Here is a 16568-nt window from a genome sequence, read left to right as displayed (position 1 = left end):
GCCGCCCCGGCCCGCCGCGCGGGCGCGTCGGGGCCCGACGCGCGATGTCGCGAATCCGACAGGACGAGACATCCGTGTACCCGCCGCGGATCGTCGATTTTCCAACTACTACAATGACTTGATGGATGGCACGGCGCTTGCGGAACCTTCACCGGACTGACGCAGAGGTGAAGACATGTCCTCCCCGGTGTTCTCCCTCGAGGCCCTCGTCTCGGCACCGATCTCGGTCGACGCGATGCGGGCGAAACTGCAGGAGGGCGGCTGCTCGTCCACGTCCTGCGGCTCCTCGGCCAAGCCGGACGAGATGCCCGAGGACGTCTGGGACAAGATCAAGGATCATCCCTGCTACTCGGAAGAGGCGCATCACTACTTCGCCCGCATGCACGTCGCGGTGGCGCCGGCCTGCAACATCCAGTGCAATTACTGCAATCGCAAGTACGATTGCGCCAACGAGAGCCGGCCCGGCGTGGTGTCGGAGAAGCTCACGCCGGACCAGGCCCTGCGCAAGGTGGTGACGGTGGCCAACGAGGTGCCGCAGCTGTCGGTGCTCGGCATCGCCGGCCCCGGCGACAGCTGCTACGATTGGAAGAAGACCAAGGCCACCTTCGACGCGGTGTCCCGGGAGATCCCCGACATCAAGCTCTGCCTCTCCACCAACGGGCTCGCCCTGCCCGACCACGTCGACGAGATCGCCGAGATGAACGTCGATCACGTCACGGTGACCATCAACATGGTCGATCCGGAGATCGGGGCGAAGATCTATCCCTGGATCTTCCACCAGCACAAGCGCTACACGGGCGTCGAGGCCGCCCGCATCCTGCACGAGCGGCAGATGCTGAGCCTGGAGATGCTGCGCGACCGCGGCATCCTGGTGAAGGTGAACTCGGTCATGATCCCCGGGATCAACGACGAGCACCTGCTCGACGTGAACGCGTGGGTGAAGGAGCGGGGCGCCTTCCTGCACAACGTGATGCCGCTGATCTCGGCGCCCGAGCACGGCACGCATTTCGGCCTGACCGGCCAGCGCGGCCCGACCGCCATGGAGCTGAAGGCCCTGCAGGACAAGCTGGAGGGCGGCGCCAAGCTGATGCGCCACTGCCGCCAGTGCCGGGCCGACGCGGTCGGGCTCCTCGGCGAGGATCGCGGCCAGGAATTCACCCTCGACCAGCTGCCCGCGCAGATCCGCTACGATCCGAGCAAGCGCGCCGCCTACCGGGAGGTCGTGGCGCACGAGCGCGGCGACCACCAGGTCAACAAGCAGGCCGTGGTGGCGCAGCTCAGGGCGCTCGGGGCGGAGCAGACGCTCCTCGTCGCGGTCGCCACCAAGGGCGGCGGCCGGATCAACGAGCATTTCGGCCACGCCAAGGAGTTCCAGGTCTACGAGGCGGGCCCGGGCGGCGTGACCTTCGTCGGCCACCGCAAGGTCGACTCCTACTGCCTGGGCGGATTCGGCGAGGACGCGACGCTCGACGGCGTAATCGCCGCGCTGGAGGGGGTCGAGGTCGTCCTCTGCGCCAAGATCGGCGATTGCCCGAAGGAGAGCCTGGAGGCCGCCGGCATCCGCGCCACCGACCGCTACGCCCTCGACTACATCGAGGCGGCGATCGGCGCGGTCTACGCGGAGCAGTTCGGCCGCCGCGTCACCGACGCGCCGCTGATGCTCTCGGCCTGACGCGGCGCCCGGCGCGGGGCCGCCCGCGCCGTCCCCGTCTCCCCTCGCCCTCCCCTCTTCCCCGCCGGGCGCGCCCGGCCCTTCCACCAGGAGACCGCCATGGCCCTCAAGATCATCGCCTCGCAATGCACCGTCTGCGGCGCCTGCGAATTCGAATGCCCCAACGGCGCCATCCGCATGAAGGGCGACATCTACATCGTCGATCCCAAGAAGTGCACGGAATGCGACGGCCAGTTCGACGAGCCGCAATGCGCGGCGGTCTGCCCGGTGCCGAACACCTGCGTCAAGGCCGCCCCGGCGGCCTGAGCGGGCCGCCGGGCGGGTCTGCCGGGCGTCGCGGGTCCGTCACCCTCGCCCTCACCCTCGCCCTCACCCTCGGCGACGCGGGCGCGGCGGACGCTCCGGCGCGGGATGCGCCAAAGCAGAACGGCATGGGGCAATTCTGCTTGGTCTCTTCATGCCAAGGAGGCGGCGATGGCGGGCGGAGCCGAGCCGGGTCCCGAGGCGCTCGACTGGCAGGGCCGGCCGCTGCGCTGCCAGGATTGCCCCCACGAGGATCTCCAGGCCGAGGGGCGCTGCGACCTCGGCCGGGCCTGCGTGCTCGACCGGCGGGGGAAGCGCATCGACCGCTTCTTCTCCCGCAACCCGGACCTCGCGGCGGCCTATCTCGACCACCCGTATTTCGAGGTGCGCGCGCTGGCGGCCAAGCACGCGAGCGTGTTCCTGATCGGGCGGCTGCGGGACGACCCGGAGCCGGAGGTGCGCGCGATGGTGGCCTTCCAGCTGCCGCTCGCCCGGGCCGGTTCCATGCGGGAGGATCCCGACCGGCGGGTGCGGATGGCGGTGGCGCAGCGGCTCTCGGGCCGGGACCTCGTGCCCCTGCTCGGCGACGCGGACTACGCGGTGCGGCTCGCGGCGGCCCGCCGGGCGCCGCCGGCCGCGCTCCTGCTGCTCGCCCGCGACCCCGAGGCCGAGGTGCGGCGCGCGGCAGCCGCGCGGGTCGTGCCCGAGGCGCTGATGGCCTTCGCGGCCGATCCCGACCCGCTGGTGCGGCGCGCGGCGGCCGGGCGGCTGCCTGCGCCCCGCCTCGTCGCGCTGATCCGCGACCCCGACATGCGCGTGCGCCACGCGGTGGCCGAGCGCATCGATCCTCGGCACCTCGCGCCGCTCCTCGCGGACGAGGTGCCGGCCATCCGCGAGACGGCGTCCCGCCGCCTCGCCGAGTGATCCGGGACCCGGTTGATCCAAGCGGATCCCGGATCGCGCGCCCGCGCGGCGCCTGAGCGAAGCCCCATTCCGCCATCCCGACGGGATCGAGCGGATGGGGGATGAGGAGGAGAGCATGGGACTGGGACGCGAGCAGGAGATCGAGATCCGGCGGGAGCCCGCCTTCCGGCCCGGCGAGAAGGTCCGCGCGACCAAGCACGTCAAGAACGACGGCACCTATCCGCACAGGGAGATCGGCGAGACCCTGGTGCGCAAGGGCGACACCGGCTACGTGCGCGACATCGGGGTCTTCCTGCAGCAATTCTACATCTACGCGGTCGAGTGGGTCGACCGCGGCACCATCGTGGGCATGCGCGGCAAGGAGCTGGTCAGCCTCGACCGGCCGACGGCGTCCGGCGCCGCGCCGGCGCGCGCCGCCAGCGAGGAGGCCCGCCCGTGAAGCTGATGATCCGCAGATCGCCCCGCGGCGGCCTCTCGGCCTACGCGCCCAAGAAGGACCTGGAGGAGCCGATCGTCGCCATGGAGCACGACGCCCTCTGGGGCGGCTGGGTGCGGCTGAAGAACGGCTGGACCTTCGTGCTGCCGGCGCTGCCGGCCGAGACCCGCCTTCCGATCACCGTCAACGCCCGCAAGCTCGGCGACGAGGAGGAGTGACCCGATGGACCCGTCGATCCAGGCGCCGCCCCCGCTCGCCGCGCCCCGCTCCCTCGCCGCGCCGGACGGCCTCGCGCCGCTGCGGGAGGCCGCGGCGCTGCTCGCGGACGACCGGCTCGTGCCCTATCTCGGGCCCGGCCTCCAGGCCGCCGCGGGCGCGGGCGGCACGGTGCCGCTGAGCCCGGAGGCGCTCGCGGCGGCGCTCGGCCAGCGGCAGGCGGCGCCGGGCCGGATCCGCACCAACCTCTGGGCCGTGGCGCAGTTCATCGAGCAGCGCCGCCACCGCCGCACCCTCGCCGCCTGGATGGCCGAGATCTTCGCGCCCCCGCTCGCCCCGACCCCGTTCCAGACCGCGCTGGCGGGGCGCGGCCTCGGGCTGATCGTCGACACCTGGTACGACGGCGCGCTGCGGGCGGCCTTCGCGGCGAGCGGCCGGACGGATTGGGGCGAGATCCAGGGCATCACCCGGGCCGGGGCGCATCGGGACGTCTGGACGCGGGGCTTCGACGCGGCCGGGACGCCGGTCGACGAGGCGGCCTCGCGCGGCTGGGTCACTCTGCTCTACAAGCCCCACGGCGCCGCCCGCCCGCCGGGCCAGGCCCTGGTCGCCGACAGCGACTACGTCGAGGTGATGACCGAGATCGACATCCAGACGCCGATCCCGGTCGAGGTGCGCGCGCGGCGCGTGAGCCGGGGCTTCCTGTTCCTCGGCTGCCGCTTCCACGACCAGATGCTGCGGACCTATGCCCGCCAGATCATGAAGCGCTCGGCCGGGCCGCATTTCGCGGTGATGACCGGGGCGGACCTCACCCGCAACGAGCGGCGCTTCCTGGACGATGCCGGGATCACGCTGCTCGACCTGCCGCTCGCCCCGGCGCTGGAGCGGCTGGTCGGGTGAGGCCCCGGCCGGGGCCCGGCCGCGGCGGCATCGGGGCCGCGCCCCCGCGCGGCCCCCGAGGGAGCCGCCCGGGCCGCCCGGGCCAGCCTCACAGCATCACCGGCTCCGCGCCCACCGTGCCAACGAAGGTGTGGTCGCGCACGGCCACGACGCCCGGGATGGTCTCGGCCGCTGTGACGAGGGCCTTCGCCTCGGCCTCGTGGCTCACCATGCCCCAGAGATGCACCACCCCGTCGAGCACCGTGACGTTGCTCTCGCCCTTCTCCGTCCAGGGCTGCCGGCCGAGTTCGGCGAGCAGCATGTCGCGGATGCGCTGATCGGTGAGATCGCGCGGGCTGCTCGGCTCGGGCGCCGCCGGGAGCAGGGTCGCCAGCGCCCGCACGAGGTCGCTGCGGGTCACGATCCCGACGAGCCGCTCGGGCAGGCCGGGCCGCGCCTCGACGATCGGCACGCGGCGGATGTGGCGGCGCTCCAGGATCTCCACGATCTCCGGCAGGGGCGTGTCCGGCGTCGCGGTGACGACCGGGCTCGCCATCACGTCCCGGACCGTGCGGCCATGGGCCTCCCGGTACTCATGGGCGAGGGTCTCGATCGAGGCGAAGAACCTCAGCCACGACGAGCGGCGGCGATCGGTCGCCAGTTCCGCCCGGTGCAGCAGGTCGCCCTCGCTCACGATTCCCACGAGGGCGCCCGACTCGTCGACCACGGGGGCCGCGCTGATCCGCTTCTCCACGAAGATCCGGGCGAGCGCTCCCAGCGGCGTCTCGGGCCGCACGGTGAAGACGTCGCGGTGCATGATGTCGCGCGCGCGCATGGCATACCTCCGGCTTGAGCCAAGGTTGAACGACGCATCATTCGCCGAGACGGTCACCGGTTCGGCGGCAAACATGATGCGGTAACAAGACATCGGCCGAATTGCCCGATGCAATTCCGCTGAATTCCGACCATCCTGCGCCCCGATCGAGGCGACCGGATTGATCTCGCTCAAGGCCCCGGGCGGCGCGCCGGCCTGTGCTGGGGCGAGGAGGGCCCCGAGCGGCCGCCGGAACGGCCCGGCCCCCGAAGGAGGATGCCATGCTCTCGACCATCACCCTGACGCTCGCCCGCTGCCCGGACTTCCCGGAAGGCAGCGCGGGGCGCGGCTACGAGATCGTCGCGCCCCTCGACGCCGACGGGCACCTCGACGCGGCGCAGTGGCAGGCGCGGCGCGACCATTGCCGGGTGCGCCGCTTCTGGACGGGAGAGCCCGACCGGCACGGCCGCCTGATCCACCGGGCGGGCGGGAGCGGGGGCGCCACCTGGCTGATCGACTACGACGACCGCAGCACGCAGGACGACGAGCCCGGCTACCGGCTCGGGTCCCACCGCTTCGTGGAGGGCGAGTACGTCTCGCTGCGGGATGCCGAGACGGAGGAGCTCCACACCTTCCGGGTCGCGCGCGTGGCCGCCCACGCCCGCGCCGCCTGATCCGGGACCCGCTTGATCGAAGCGGATCCCGGATCACCAGCCCGCGCGGCGCCTGAGCGGCGCCTGAGCGAAGCCGACTTCCGCATCGCCGAAATCGGAGATGGCGAAGCCATCGATCGGATGTCGCATGAATTCCCGGCGCGCGAGGGGCGGGTCCGGCCGCACCCGCCCCTCGGAGTCGATCCGCGTCCGCCTCCGTGCGGAGGCCGCGGCCTCGCGCGGAACCCTACTGGCCCCCGTCGACCGCCTCGCCGACGATCAGCTCCGCCCGGGCGGTCGCGGCGCAGCGCTCCAGCTGGGCGCGCAGGCCGGGCAGCGCCTCGGCGGCGCCCGCCGCCGCGAGATCGGCCTGCAGGCGCGCGAGCACCTCCTCGTCCGTGGCCAGCACGCTGCCGCCCACGAAGGCGGCGACGTAGGACTCGGCCGTCGCGCCGTCGAGGCGCATCCGCCCGGCGGCCCATCCCGCCAGCAGCCGGTTGCGATGCGCGCGCTCCCGGAACCGCACCTCCTCGGCATGGGCGAATTCCTGCTCGAACATCGTCTCGCGCTCGTCGAAGATCGTGGTCATCGGCGTTCTCCCTCGCTCCCCGAAACTTGATCGCCTCGGCGTCTCCCCGGAAATGTGGCGCGCCGGCCCCTGGAGGTCTTTGTGCCTGATCAATTGCTCCGAGGCGGGCTCGAGGGCAGCGGCCGCGGGCGGTCTTGACACGGATCATGGCCCGCCCTCCCGGAACCGGGCTGATGGGGCGGGCCGCGCGGGGCGCGGGCGAGGGCAAGCCATGCAGGCAGTGTCGGAGAGCGGGGCGGCGCGGTCCTCCCCCGAAACGGTCCCCGAAGCGCCGGCGGCGTGGCGGGGCGTGCTGCGGCGCGGCCTCGTCGGGCTGCCGCTCCTCGGTCTCGGTCTCGGCCTCGCGGCCCAGGCCCTCGGCGCGCCCCAGATGGCCGCCTGGGCCTGGGCCGTCCCGACCCTGATCGTGCTGGCGGTCCTGGTGGCGGAGGTGGTGACCAGCCTCGCCCGGGGTGATGTCGGGCTCGACCTCGTCGCCCTGCTCTCGATGGGCGGCGCCCTCGCCCTGCAGCAGCCCCTGGCCGGCGTGATCATCGCGCTGATGTACGCGGGCGGCCAGGGGCTGGAGAGCTTCGCCTCGGCGCGGGCCTCGCGGGAGATGACGGCGCTCCTCGCCCGCCAGCCGCGCAGCGCGCTGCGCCGGGAGGCGGGGGGCGTGGTGCGCGAGGTCCCGCTCGCCGCCCTGGAGCCGGGCGACGCGATCCTGGTGCGGGTGGGCGACGTCCTGCCGGTCGACGGCCGCGTCGCCGAGGGCCGGGCCGTCCTCGACCAGGCGACGCTGACCGGCGAGGCCCTCCCGGTGGCGCACGATCCGGGGGCGCGCGTGCTCAGCGGCGCCGTGAATGTCGGCACGCCCTTCACGCTCACGGCCGAGCGCCGCGCCGCCGAGAGCACCTACGCGGGCATCCTGCGGCTCGTCGCGGAGGCCCGCGCCCGGAAGGCGCCGATGAGCCGCCTCGCCGACCGCTACGCCGTGGCCTTCCTGGCCGGCACGATCCTGCTCGCCGGCTCCGCCTGGCTCGCCAGCGGGGATGCGCTGCGCGCCCTCGCGGTCCTGGTGGTCGCGACCCCCTGCCCGCTGATCCTGGCGGTGCCGGTCGCCCTCGTCTCCGGCCTGTCGCGCGCGGCCGGGATCGGCGTCCTGATCAAGGGCGGCGGCGCCCTCGAATGCCTCGCGTCGCTGCGCGTCCTCGTCATCGACAAGACCGGCACGCTCACCCATGGCAGCGCCCGCCTCGCCGGGATCGAGGCGGTCCCCCCCGCCGAGGCCGCCGAGGCGCTCCGGCTCGCCGCCTCCCTCGACCAAGCCTCCGCCCACCCGACCGCGCGGGCGCTCGGCGAGGCGGCCCGCGCGCGCGGGCTCTCCCTCGCGCCCCCCGCCGCCGTCACCGAGTATCCGGGCGAGGGCATCGCCGGCACGGTCGAGGGCCGCGCCGTGGCGGTGGGCGGTCCGCGGCTGATGCGCGGCCTCGGCATCGCCTTCCCCCCGGATCGCGGCGGCGCGCCCGGCGGGGCGCGCGTCCTGGTGGCGATCGACGGGGCGCCCGCCGCGACGCTGCACGTCGAGGACCCGCTGCGCGGCGACGGCGCCGGCACGCTCGCGGCCCTGCGCGCCGGCGGGATCGACCGGATCGTGCTCGCCACCGGCGACCGGCGGGCGATCGCCGAGCACCTCGCGGCCGGGCTGCCGATCGACGCCGTGGCGGCGGATCTCGACCCGGCGGGCAAGGCCCGCATCATCGCCGCCGAGCGCCGCCACGGCCCGGTGGCGATGGTGGGCGACGGCGTCAACGACGCGCCCGCCCTCGCGGCGGCCGATCTCGGGGTGGCGCTCGGCGCCCGCGGCGCGGCCGCGGCGGCGGAGGCGGCCGATGTGGTGCTGCTCGTGGACAGCCTCGCGCCCCTGCCGCGGGCGATCGCCATCGCGCGCCGCGCCCGCGCCATCGCCCTTCAGAGCGTCTGGGTCGGGCTCGGCCTCTCCCTCGCCGGCATGGTCGCGGCCGCCCTGGGCTACCTCTCGCCCATCCAGGGCGCCCTGCTGCAGGAGGCGATCGACGCCTCCGTGATCCTGAACGCCATGCGGGTCCTCAGGGGCGGCGACCCCGCGCCGGCCGGGCAGAAATAGGGCGGTCGCCGCACCGGCCGGCTCCGCGCCCTTGCGGCCGCGGCGATTCCGCGCGAGGGGGACGGGTCCGGAGCCGGCAGGAGCGAGCACCGATGAGTTTCGATCCCGAACCCGCCGCCGCGCTCCTCGCCGAGGCGTGGCGCGGCGGGCGCCAGATCACCGCCCTGCCGCCGGAGATCCGGCCCGCCACCCTGGCCGAGGGCTACGCGGTGCAGGACCGGCTGATCGCCGTGCTCGGCGAGCCCTGCAGCGGCTGGAAGCTCGGCCTCGGCAGCCGGGCGCAGAAGCGCGACCTCGGCATCGGGCGCTCCGTCGCCGGACGCGTCCTGGCCGCCCGCTGCCACGGCCCCGACGCCGTCGTGCCCCTGTCGCACGCGGCGCCCGCGACGATCGAGTGCGAGATCGCCTTCCGGCTCGCCCGCGACGTCGCTCCGGGCGCGCCGCCCCCGCCCCTGCGGGACCTCGTCGCGGAGACCTGCGTGACCTTCGAGGTGGTGCTGTCGCGCTTCGTGGACTGCCGCGCCGCCGGCTGGCCGAGCTTCGCGGCCGACGATGCCGGCTTCGAGGCGCTGGTGGTCGGCGAGGCGGTCGACCCGGAGGCGCTCGCCGCGCTCGCCGCCGACCTCCGCGTCGCCGTCGACGGCGAGCTGCGCGCCCGGGCGCTCGCGGGCGACGACGCCACCGACCCGGCGGCCGCCCTCGCGGACCTGATCGCGGTGGCGGGCGAGCGCGGCCTGGCGCTGCGGGCGGGCGAGATCGTCTCGACCGGCACCGTGTCGCGGCCCTTCACGGTCGAGGGGCCGGCCGAGATCCGCGCCGACTTCCTCGGGCGCCACCTCGCCTTCCGCACGCGCCCGCCGGGGAATCCGGCGTGACCGGTCCGCGCATCCCCGCCGAGGCCCTGCGGGCCTTCGCGGCGGCGGTCTACGGCGCCGCCGGGATGGGCGCGCAGGATGCCGCTCTCTGCGCCGACAGCCTCGTCCAGGCTGATCTGTGGGGCCATCAGTCGCACGGGATGATGCGCCTGTCCTGGTACGCCGCCCGCCTCGCCGCGGGAGTCTGCGATCCCCGCGCCGTGCCGGAGAGCGTGGTCGATGCCGGCGGCCTCGCGGTGATCGACGGGCGCGAGGCGATGGGCCAGGTCGTGGCCGCGCAGGCGATGGCGGAGGCAATGGCCCGGGCGGCGGCGCACGGGATCGGCGCGGTGGCGGTGCGCAACTCCAACCATTTCGGCACCGCCATGTACTTCACCCTGATGGCGGCGCGGGCGGGCTGCATCGGCTTCCTGTCGACCAATGCGAGCCCCGCCATGGCGCCCTGGGGCGGGCGCCGCAAGGCGCTCGGCAACAATCCCTGGTCCTGGGCCGCGCCCGCCGGCCGGCACGCGCCCCTGGTCCTCGACATCGCCAACACGGCGGTCGCCCGCGGCAAGATCTACCTCGCCCGCCAGCGCGGCGAGGCGATCCCCCTCGGCTGGGCCATGGACGCCTCCGGCCGGCCGACCGCCGACCCGCAGGCCGCCATCGACGGCCTGATCCTGCCCATGGCCGGGCACAAGGGCTCCGCGATCTCGGCCGTGATGGACGTGCTCTCCGGCGTGCTCACCGGCAGCGCCTTCGGGGCGGGCGTCGCGGGCCCCTACCAGGCCGAGCGGCGCAGCGGCGCCGGCCACCTCGCGCTCGCGATCGACATCGCCCGGATCCAGCCCTTGGCGGAGTTCGAGGCCCGCATGGAGCGCTTCATCGCCGAGATGAGGGCCGTGCCCCTCGCCGAGGGCGCCGAGGCGGTGTTCTACCCGGGCGAGATCGAGGCGCGGGCCGAGGCCGAGAACCTGCGCGAGGGCGTGCTGCTGCCCGAGGACACCCGCGCCGACCTCCTGCGGCTCGCCCGCGCGAACGGGCTCGACCCGGCGATGCTCGGCCCCTGAGCGGCGCCCCCGGGCGCCCTCACAGACCCCCGTCGCTGATGCGGTACCACGCGATCACCGCCGAGGCGTAGAGGCGGTGCAGGCCGTGGAGCGGCAGCGGCTGCACCGGGCCGAAGGGCAGCGGCAGCGCCGCGGCGTCGCCCGTGGCCAGGTAGGCGGCGATGGCCCGCCCCATGCTCGTCTGCAGGCCGACGCCCCGCCCCTGGCAGCCGATGTCGATCACGAGGCCCGGCACCGGCTCGTGCAGGTGGGGCAGGAAGTCCCGGGTGATCGCCACCCGCCCGCACCAGCGATGGTCGAAGCCGACATCCGCCGCCTGCGGGAAGACTTTGGCGACGATGCGCTCGAGATGCGCCCAGTCGGCCGGGCCGCGCGGCTCGCGGAAGGGGCCGCGCCCGCCCATCAGCAGCCGGCCCGTATGGTCGAGCCGGAAGTAGAGCAGGAGCTTGCGGGTGTCCGAGGAGACCTGCCCCTCCGGCAGGATCGTGCGGCGCAGGTTGTCGGAGAGCGGCACCGTGGCGACCTGGAACGAGTTCGCCGCGATGATCGTGCGCGCGAGGCCCGGCCACAGCCCGCCCGTGTAGCCGTTGGTGCAGATCACGACCTTCTCGGCCCGCAATTCCGGGCCGCGCGCGGTGCGCAGGACGAAGGCCCCGTCCCGCCGCGCGATGCCGGTGACCGCCGTGTCCGTGTGGATCGTCGCGCCGGCCCCGAGCGCCGCGCGGGCGAGGCCGCGGGCGTAGGAGAGCGGCTGGACCGCGCCGCCCCGGCCGTCGAGCCAGCCGCCGAGGTAGCGCGGGCTGCCGAGGAGCCGCTCCGCCTCGTTCCGGTCGAGCAGCCGCGCGGGCGCCCCCCGGCGCGCCCATTGGGCGGCCCGCCGCTCCGCCTGGGCCAGCCCCGCCGCCGTGTGGGCACCCTGGATCCAGCCCGCGCGGACATGCGGCACCTCCATGCGGTGGCGGGCGATCAGGTCGAACACCGCGTCGGCGGTGGCGCCCGCGAAGGCGGCGAGCCGCTCGCCCCGCTCGGGGCCGAACTTCGCCACCAGCTCGTCCGGATCGTACTTGAGGCCCGGGATCACCTGGCCGCCGTTCCGGCCCGATCCCCCGAAGCCGATCTCGCGCGCCTCCAGCACGACCGGGCGAAGCCCGGCCTCGGCGAGGTGCAGGGCGGTCGAGAGGCCGGCATAGCCCGCCCCGATCACCGCCACGTCGGCCCGCCCCGAGGCGGCGAGGGGCGCCGTCGCGGGGGCGGGCGCGGCGGTGGCGGCCCAGAGCGAGGGGGCGAGCGGGAAAGGTTCGGTCATCGAAGCCTACAGGGGATGCAGGACGCGGCGGAGGAAGTCGCGGGTGCGGGGATGCTCGGGCGCGGTGAGCACCGCGCGGGCCGCCCCCTCCTCCACGACGAGTCCGTGGTCGAGGAACAGGACGCGGTCGGCCACCTCGCGGGCGAAGCCGATCTCGTGGGTGACGACCAGCATGGTCATGCCGTCCTCGGCGAGGCCGCGCATCACCCCGAGCACGTCGCCGACGAGTTCCGGATCGAGCGCCGAGGTCGGCTCGTCGAACAGGATCGCGTCCGGCCGCATGGCGAGGGCGCGGGCGATGGCGACCCGCTGCTGCTGCCCGCCCGAGAGCTGCGGCGGGCGGGCCTCCTCCTTGCCGGACAGGCCGACGCGGGCGAGCAGGGCGCGGCCGCGCTCCGTCGCCTCGGCCCGGTCCTCGCCCTTCACGTAGACCGGCCCCTCGATCACGTTCTCCAGGGCGGTGCGGTGCGGGAACAGGTTGAAGCGCTGGAACACCATCGAGACCTGGATGCGCACGGCGCGGATCGTGGGGCTCGCCCGGTCGACCCGGCGCCCGTTCACCCGGATCTCGCCGCCGTCGTAGGATTCGAGCCCGTTGATGCAGCGCAGGAGCGTCGACTTGCCCGAGCCGGAGGGGCCGATGATGCAGACCACCTCGCCGCGCGCCACCCGCGCCGTGATGCCCTTGAGCACCGGCACCGCGCCGTAGGCCTTGCGCACGCCGTCGAGCTCGATCACCGCCGCCCCGCCCGCTTCTCGGTGTGCCGCACGATCAGGATCAGGGGCAGGCTGAGCGCCAGGTACATCAGCGCCACCAGGGTGAACACGCTGGTGTTCTTGAAGGTCGCCGAGGCGATCAGCTTGCCCTGAAGCGCGAGTTCCGCGACCGTGATGGTCGAGGCCTGCGAGGAATCCTTCAGCATCATGATCATGACGTTGCCGTAGGGCGGCAGCGCGATGCGCAGGGCCTGCGGCAGCACCACGCGCCGCATGGTGAGGCCCCAGCCCATGCCGATGGTCTGGGCCGCCTCGATCTGGCCCCCGTCGATCGCCTCGATGGCGGCCCGGAAATTCTCGGCGTGGTAGGCCGAGTAGGCGAGCCCGAGCCCGAGCACGCCCGCCTGCACGGCCGTGAGCGCGATGCCGAAATCCGGCAGCACGAAGTAGATGTAGAACAGCTGGACGATGATCGGGATGCCCCGGATCACGTTGATGAACAGCGCGCTCGCGAAGGCCAGGGAGCGCACGCCCGAGACCCGCATCATCGCCCAGACGAGCCCGAGCACGGTCGAGACCACGAGGGAGCCGAGCGTGATCAGGATCGTCAGCTGCACGCCCTGCAGCAGGATCGGAACGAACTCGCGGGCATCCGCCAGGAAGCTGTCCATGGCGCCCGGCCGCTCAGGACGGGTTCGCGGACGGCTTCAGACCCCACTTGTCCAGGATCCGGGCGAGTTCGCCGCTCTCCTTGATCCTGGCGAGGGCCGCGTCGATCTTCTCCCGCAGGTCCCTATCCTCCTTGCGCAGGCCGATCCCGACCGAGCCGACGACGGTCGGCTTGTAGCTGTCGACCAGGCGCACGTTCGGGAACAGGCCGAGCTTGAGGTTGTAGGCCAGGATCGGCCCGTCCGCGAAGCCGGCCTTGAGCCGGCCGGAATTCACGTCGCGCAGGATGTCGGGGATCGTGTCGTAGATCTTCACCTCGGAAAACAGGCCGGATTTCTTGAGGGGCTCCACGAAGGCGGTGCCGACCTGCGCCCCCACCGTCTCGCCCTTCAGGTCGGCGAAGCCGGTATAGTCCTTGGTGTCGCCCTTCGCCACGATCATCCCCTCGCCGTAGGTGTAGACCGGGGCGGAGAAGTCGATCACCTCCTTGCGGGGCGGCGTGATGAACATCGCGGCCGAGATGATGTCGATCTTCTTGGCGTTGAGTGCGGCGATGAGGGTGGAGAATTGCAGGGGCTCGACCTGGACCGTGAAGCCGGCCTCGCGCCCGACGGCCGTGATGACGTCGACCATGACGCCCTGGATGGAGTTGGTCTTGGTGTCCAGGAAGGTGAAGGGGATGCCGGTCGGCGTCGAGCCGACCTTCAGGGCGGTCTGGGCCCCGGCCGGCCCCGCGAGGGCGAGCGCGAGGGCCGCGCAGGCCGCCTGGACGAGACGCTTCATCTCGGTGCTCCTCTGAGGGGCGGACGCGCCGTCGCGCGGGCTTCCGCGGCGGATTTCATGAACGTGAACATCTGGGCATAATGCGCCGCGCAGCGCAACCAGATTTCACGCACATGAAACAGGCCGGGACGGGTCGAGGGAACGGGCAGGCCGCGCCGCGGGCCGGCGAGCGGGCGGCCGACCTCGCGATGGGCCGGCGCCTGCGCGCCCTGCGCCAGGCCCGCGGCCTGTCGCTGAAGGCGATCGCGGCGCGCACCGGCCTGTCGATCGGCTTCCTGAGCCAGGTCGAGCGCGGCCTGTCCTCCCCGTCCCTGCGGGTGCTGACGCAGCTCGCCGACCTGCTGGAGGTCGGGCTGGCGAGCCTGTTCGGCGCGGCGCCCGGGCCCGCCGAGCCGATCGTCACCCGGCCGCACGAGCGCGCGGAGCTGACGCTGTGGCGCTCCGGCATCGCCAAGCAGCTGCTCACCCGGCCGGGGGCGGACGGGCATCTCAGCCTGTTCCTGATGCGGCTGGCGCCGGGCGCGAGCACGGGCGACGAGGCCCTGACCCATGGCGGCGAGGAGGCGGGGCTGGTCCTGGAGGGACGGCTCGCGCTGTGGGTGGAGGACGCGGCCCTGTCCCTGGCCGCGGGCGACAGCTTCCGCTTCGCCAGCCGGCGGCCCCACCGCTACGGCAATCCCTCGGAGACCGACGAGGCCGTGGTGCTGTGGGTGAACGCGGTGCCGCCGGGCGCCTGAGCGGGGGCGCCCCGGGGCGGGTCCGGCGCTCCCGCGGGCGCCGGCGAGTTCGCCCGATTCCGCGTCCGGCCCGGCCGCGCCGGGGCCGGGATCCCGGCCGCCTTGATCCAGCGCAAATCGCGGCGGCGCGCATGTGTCAATCTAACTTGACACTCGGGAGTGTCGACCCATGCGCATCCTCTTCGTTCACCCCAACTACCATTCGGGCGGCGCCGAGATCGCGGGGAACTGGCCTCCGGCCTGGGTGGCCTACCTCACGGGGGCGCTGCGCGCGGCGGGCTTCGACGACCTCCACTTCATCGACGCCATGACGAACGACCTCGACGACGAGGTCCTGCGGGCCCGGATCGCCGCGCTCGCGCCCGACATCGTCGGGGCGACCGCCATCACGCCCTCGATCTACAAGGCCGAGCGGGTGCTCCAGATCGCCCGCGAGGTCCGCCCCGGCGCCGTGACGCTGCTGGGCGGCGTGCACGCCACCTTCATGTACGGCCAAGTCCTGCCGGAGGCGCCCTGGATCGACGCGGTGGTGCGGGGCGAGGGCGAGGAGATCATGGTCGAGGTCGCCCGCGCCGTGGCCGAGGGACGCTGGCCGGCCGCGCGCGCCGCGATCAGGGGCCTCGCCTACCTGGAGGAGGGCCGCGTCGTCGCGACCCCCGCCGCCCCCACCGTCAAGGCCATCGACGCGCTGTCCCCGGATTGGAGCGTGCTCGAATGGGAAAAGTACACCTACATCCCCCTCGGCGTTCGCGTCGCCATCCCCAACATGGCCCGCGGCTGCCCGTTCACCTGCTCCTTCTGCTCGCAGTGGAAATTCTGGCGCGACTACCGCATCCGCGACCCCAAGAAGGTCGTCGACGAGATCGTTGAGCTCAAGGAGAAATACGGCGTCGGCTTCTTCATCCTCGCCGACGAGGAGCCGACCATCAACCGCAAGAAGTTCATCGCCTTCTGCAAGGAGCTGATCGAGCGCGAGGTCGACATCCTGTGGGGCATCAACACGCGGGTGACGGACATCCTGCGCGACGAGGACGTGCTGCCGCTCTACCGGCGGGCGGGGCTGATCCACGTCTCGCTCGGCACCGAGGCGGCGGCGCAGCTGAAGCTCGACCTCTTCAACAAGGAGACCACCGTCGCCCAGAACAAGAAGGCCATCCAGCTGCTTCGCGAGGCCGGCATCGTCGTGGAGGCCCAGTTCATCGTCGGGCTCGAGAACGAGACGGCGGAGACGCTGGAGGAGACCTACCGGATGGCCCGCGACTGGGCGCCCGACCTCGCGAACTGGTCGATGTACACGCCCTGGCCGTTCTCGGACCTGTTCCGCGACCTCGGCGACAGAGTCGAGATCTTCGACTACGAGAAGTACAATTTCGTCACGCCGATCATCAAGCCGCAGGCCATGGACCGCGGCGAGCTGCTCGACCGCGTGATGAACAACTACCGCCGGTTCTACTTCAGGAAGGCGCTGTTCTCCTATCCCTGGTCGGGATCCGGCGCGCGCCGCCGCTACCTGCTGGGCTGCCTCAAGGCGTTCCTGAAGGCGGGATTCGAGCGCAAGTTCTACGACCTCGGCAAGGTCGAGTACTGGGGCCCGCAATCCCGCAAGACGGTGGATTTCGGCTTCGACGCGACGCGCCGGCGCGCCGCCGACACCGCGATCGAGTGGCAGACCACCCAGAACCGCCGCTCGAAGGCGGTGATCCCGGCCGAGCTGATGGCCTGCGGCGGCGGCCGGCAGCAGATGGCCGAGGACCAGGACGGGACCCCGCCGCCCCGCGTCGCCTTCACGCGCGGCGGCCCGCGGGCCGAGGCCTGACC

18 protein-coding genes are annotated in these 16568 nt (G+C 73.6%); 12 read left to right on the top strand and 6 right to left on the bottom strand.

Annotation, left to right across the window (positions count from 1 at the left end; all coding sequences use genetic code 11):
- Positions 1–175: 175 nt before the first annotated feature.
- The 6 genes from nifB (at position 176) to M446_RS17210 (ending at position 4451) form a co-directional block, all read left to right on the top strand.
- Positions 176–1672 (top strand): nitrogenase cofactor biosynthesis protein NifB, encoded by a 1497-nt coding sequence (gene nifB, locus M446_RS17235; protein ID WP_012333382.1) that lies wholly within the window; start codon positions 176–178, stop codon positions 1670–1672.
- Between the two features lie 99 nt (positions 1673–1771).
- Positions 1772–1978 carry a 4Fe-4S dicluster domain-containing protein gene (locus tag M446_RS17230; RefSeq protein WP_012333381.1) on the top strand — a complete coding sequence of 69 codons (207 nt, stop codon included), beginning with the start codon at positions 1772–1774 and terminating at the stop codon, positions 1976–1978.
- 168 nt (positions 1979–2146) lie between these two features.
- Positions 2147–2899 (top strand): 4Fe4S-binding leucine-rich repeat protein, encoded by a 753-nt coding sequence (locus M446_RS17225; RefSeq protein WP_012333380.1) that lies wholly within the window; start codon positions 2147–2149, stop codon positions 2897–2899.
- Positions 2900–3014: 115 nt separating this feature from the next.
- Positions 3015–3338, top strand: coding sequence for a nitrogen fixation protein NifZ (locus tag M446_RS17220; RefSeq protein WP_012333379.1), 324 nt, complete (start codon positions 3015–3017; stop codon positions 3336–3338).
- On the top strand, positions 3335–3553 hold the full coding sequence (gene nifT / locus M446_RS17215) for a putative nitrogen fixation protein NifT (RefSeq protein ID WP_012333378.1): 219 nt from the start codon (positions 3335–3337) through the stop codon (positions 3551–3553). The genes M446_RS17220 and nifT overlap by 4 nt, the downstream gene beginning before the upstream one ends.
- Positions 3554–3557: 4 nt before the next feature.
- On the top strand, positions 3558–4451 hold the full coding sequence (locus M446_RS17210) for an SIR2 family NAD-dependent protein deacylase (protein ID WP_012333377.1): 894 nt from the start codon (positions 3558–3560) through the stop codon (positions 4449–4451).
- A gap of 88 nt (positions 4452–4539) precedes the next feature.
- Here M446_RS17210 and M446_RS17205 read toward each other — a convergent pair whose 3' ends face one another.
- Positions 4540–5265, bottom strand: coding sequence for a CBS domain-containing protein (locus M446_RS17205; protein ID WP_012333376.1), 726 nt, complete (start codon positions 5263–5265; stop codon positions 4540–4542).
- Between the two features lie 260 nt (positions 5266–5525).
- Here M446_RS17205 and M446_RS17200 point away from each other — a divergent pair, with 260 nt between their 5' ends.
- Positions 5526–5918, top strand: coding sequence for a hypothetical protein (locus M446_RS17200; protein WP_012333375.1), 393 nt, complete (start codon positions 5526–5528; stop codon positions 5916–5918).
- Positions 5919–6144: 226 nt separating this feature from the next.
- Here M446_RS17200 and M446_RS17195 read toward each other — a convergent pair whose 3' ends face one another.
- On the bottom strand, positions 6145–6486 hold the full coding sequence (locus M446_RS17195) for a DUF1476 domain-containing protein (RefSeq protein ID WP_012333374.1): 342 nt from the start codon (positions 6484–6486) through the stop codon (positions 6145–6147).
- 211 nt (positions 6487–6697) lie between these two features.
- Between M446_RS17195 and M446_RS17190 the strand changes: the two genes are divergently transcribed.
- From M446_RS17190 to M446_RS17180, 3 genes are all read left to right on the top strand, one after another.
- Entirely contained in the window at positions 6698–8611 is a 1914-nt protein-coding gene (locus tag M446_RS17190; RefSeq protein ID WP_012333373.1) for a heavy metal translocating P-type ATPase, read from the top strand.
- A 92-nt stretch (positions 8612–8703) separates the two neighbouring features.
- A complete protein-coding gene (locus tag M446_RS17185) occupies positions 8704–9486 on the top strand; it encodes a 2-keto-4-pentenoate hydratase (RefSeq protein WP_012333372.1) in 783 nt (260 codons plus the stop codon).
- Entirely contained in the window at positions 9483–10538 is a 1056-nt protein-coding gene (locus tag M446_RS17180) for an Ldh family oxidoreductase (protein WP_012333371.1), read from the top strand. The genes M446_RS17185 and M446_RS17180 overlap by 4 nt, the downstream gene beginning before the upstream one ends.
- Positions 10539–10557: 19 nt before the next feature.
- Here the strand turns inward: M446_RS17180 and M446_RS17175 are convergent, their stop codons facing one another.
- Genes M446_RS17175 through M446_RS17160 form a run of 4 tightly spaced genes read right to left on the bottom strand, consistent with a single transcriptional unit; the run spans position 10558 to position 14013 of the window.
- Positions 10558–11844: an NAD(P)/FAD-dependent oxidoreductase gene (locus tag M446_RS17175; RefSeq protein ID WP_012333370.1), complete on the bottom strand. Its 1287-nt coding sequence runs from the start codon at positions 11842–11844 to the stop codon at positions 10558–10560.
- 6 nt (positions 11845–11850) lie between these two features.
- A complete protein-coding gene (locus M446_RS17170) occupies positions 11851–12582 on the bottom strand; it encodes an amino acid ABC transporter ATP-binding protein (protein WP_012333369.1) in 732 nt (243 codons plus the stop codon).
- Positions 12579–13232, bottom strand: a complete 654-nt coding sequence (locus M446_RS17165) for an amino acid ABC transporter permease (RefSeq protein WP_012333368.1) — start codon at positions 13230–13232, stop codon at positions 12579–12581. Before M446_RS17165 ends, M446_RS17170 begins: the two co-directional genes overlap by 4 nt.
- Before the next feature lie 13 nt (positions 13233–13245).
- The gene (locus M446_RS17160) at positions 13246–14013 is read right to left on the bottom strand and encodes an ABC transporter substrate-binding protein (protein WP_012333367.1); all 768 of its coding nucleotides are present in this window, start codon (positions 14011–14013) and stop codon (positions 13246–13248) included.
- A 113-nt stretch (positions 14014–14126) separates the two neighbouring features.
- On the opposite strand from M446_RS17160, the gene M446_RS17155 reads away from it, so the two are divergent.
- Positions 14127–14750: a cupin domain-containing protein gene (locus tag M446_RS17155; protein ID WP_012333366.1), complete on the top strand. Its 624-nt coding sequence runs from the start codon at positions 14127–14129 to the stop codon at positions 14748–14750.
- A gap of 169 nt (positions 14751–14919) precedes the next feature.
- Positions 14920–16566 carry a magnesium-protoporphyrin IX monomethyl ester anaerobic oxidative cyclase gene (gene bchE, locus M446_RS17150; protein WP_012333365.1) on the top strand — a complete coding sequence of 549 codons (1647 nt, stop codon included), beginning with the start codon at positions 14920–14922 and terminating at the stop codon, positions 16564–16566.
- Positions 16567–16568: the final 2 nt, after the last annotated feature.

Origin of the sequence: Methylobacterium sp. 4-46, from assembly GCF_000019365.1 — a bacterium.
GTDB lineage: Bacteria > Pseudomonadota > Alphaproteobacteria > Rhizobiales > Beijerinckiaceae > Methylobacterium.
The sequence above is the reverse complement of the archived record's forward strand: the minus strand, read 5'-3'. Positions and strand labels throughout refer to the sequence as shown.